2 protein-coding genes are annotated in these 1,987 nt (G+C 67.2%); one reads left to right on the top strand and one right to left on the bottom strand.

Features of this window, described 5'->3' with window-relative positions:
• The first annotated feature begins 236 nt into the window (after window positions 1–236).
• On the top strand, window positions 237–1,442 hold the full coding sequence (locus AKI01S_RS48525; RefSeq protein ID WP_067833906.1) for an IS110 family RNA-guided transposase: 1,206 nt from the start codon (window positions 237–239) through the stop codon (window positions 1,440–1,442).
• Here AKI01S_RS48525 and AKI01S_RS48520 read toward each other — a convergent pair.
• Window positions 1,435–1,920 (bottom strand): hypothetical protein, encoded by a 486-nt coding sequence (locus AKI01S_RS48520; protein ID WP_174567495.1) that lies wholly within the window; start codon window positions 1,918–1,920, stop codon window positions 1,435–1,437. The genes AKI01S_RS48525 and AKI01S_RS48520 overlap by 8 nt on opposite strands.
• Window positions 1,921–1,987: the final 67 nt, after the last annotated feature.

Below are 1,987 nucleotides of genomic sequence, written 5' to 3'. Positions count from 1 at the left end.
GTTACCTTTTTCGTGGCTCCGCAATGGAGCCTCCGGCCTTCGGGTCCGGCATGACTTCCCCCCCTTGTTGTTCATGATCCGGGGGGTGGTGTCACCGGGTCCGGAGGCATCGACGGACCGCTGATGAGGAGCTTGAGCACCGGCTTCACCCGAGCCGGAAGAGCTCTCCGTAACGTGGATGTGGCAGCTCGGTGCCCAGGCAAGGCCGGACGAGAACGTGATGGAGGGGCCTGCACGTGATCGACACCGGCGACATCGACGTCTTCCTCGGCCTGGACGTCGGCAAGGGCGAACACCACGCCACCGCCGTCACCCCGGCCGGGAAAAAGGCGTTCGACAAGCGCCTGCCCAACACCGAACCCAAGCTCCGCGAGCTCTTTGCGAAACTCCAGGCCAAGCACGGAACGGTGCTGGTCGTGGTCGACCAGCCGGCCTCGATCGGGGCCCTGCCGCTGGCCGTCGCCAGGGACATGGGCTGCCCGGTCGCCTACCTGCCGGGACTGACGATGCGGCGGATCGCCGATCTCTATCCGGGCGAGGCGAAGACCGATGCGAGAGACGCGTTCATCATCGCCGACGCCGCCCGCGCCATGCCGCACACGCTGCGGGCGATCGACGGCGAGGACGAGACGATCGCCGAGCTGGAGATGATCGTCGGGTTCGACGACGACCTGGCCAGCGAGGCCACCCGCGTCGCCAACCGGCTGCACGGCCTGCTGACCCAGATCCATCCGTCGTTGGAACGGGTCCTGGGACCGCGGTTGCAGCACCCGGCCGTCCTCACACTGCTGGAACGGTTCGGCTCACCGGCACAGATACGCAAGGCGGGACGTCGGCGGCTGGTCACGCTGCTGCGGCCGAAGGCACCGCGGATGGCCGAGCGGCTGGTCGAGGACATCTTCGCCGCGTTGGACGAGCAAACCGTGACCGTTCCAGGGACCGAAGCGGCCGCACTGATCGTCCCCAGCCTGGCCGGATCCCTGACGGCCGTGCTCGATCAACGCAAGCTGCTGGCCGGGCGGATCGAGGAACTGCTGGAGGACCATCCTCTTTCCACGGTACTGACCTCGATGCCGGGCATCGGCGTCAGGACCGGAGCCAGGATCCTGATCGAGGTCGGCGACGGCAGCACCTTCCCGACCGCCGGCCACCTCGCCGCCTACGCCGGCCTCGCCCCCGCCACCCGGAGCTCGGGCTCATCGATCCGCGGCGAGCAACCCTCCCGACGCGGAAACAAGCAACTCAAGCGGGCCTTCTTCCTCTCCGCGTTCGCCGCCCTGGGTGACCCCGCATCCCGGGCCTACTACGACAAGAAGATCGCCCAGGGCAAACACCACACCCAGGCCTTGCTCTGCCTCGCCAGACGCAGGGCCGACGTCCTCTTCGCGATGCTCCGCGACGGAACCTTCTACGAACCCCAGCCGTCAGCCGCAGTCACCTGAGCTGCGGGTCTGCGAGGAGGACGACTCGATCTGCCTCGACATCGAAGCCGATCACCGGATGGCCATCGTCGCCCTCCGGGTCCATCAGCACCGGCTTGCCCAGCCGCCGCCCGATCTCCCGGAGGAACCCGCAGAACACATCCAGCCGCTCCTGGCCCTGCAACTCCCGAAGGTCGACATCGAAGTCGACCTCATCGGCAGCATGGAAGCGGAAGATCGCCAATACATCTGCAGTCGGCCAGACCCGCAGGTCCGGGCACTCGGCATCCGTCGGGCGGGACAGCACGGCTTCCGCCCGGGGCACTGGAAGCACCGTCTCTCCCTCGGAGTACTGGCACTTCCAGCCCTTCTCCGCGACAAGATCAAGGACCGTCTGCCAGTCCTCCACCGAGGCATCCGGGACACGCACGTCCGGAAGCGACCCCATCAAGTCCGGGTCGAAGAAGCACTTCACGTCATCCCACAGCAGATCAGCCACCCCGCCATGCTGCCCCAGCTCACCGACTGGCGCACCCCCGTTTCCCTTGACCAAAGACATAGGGGCA

The sequence above is a fragment of the Actinomadura kijaniata NBRC 14229 genome (assembly GCF_001552175.1).
Classification (GTDB): Bacteria; Actinomycetota; Actinomycetes; order Streptosporangiales; family Streptosporangiaceae; genus Spirillospora; species Spirillospora kijaniata.
This window is presented reverse-complemented; position numbering and strand designations above follow the sequence as displayed.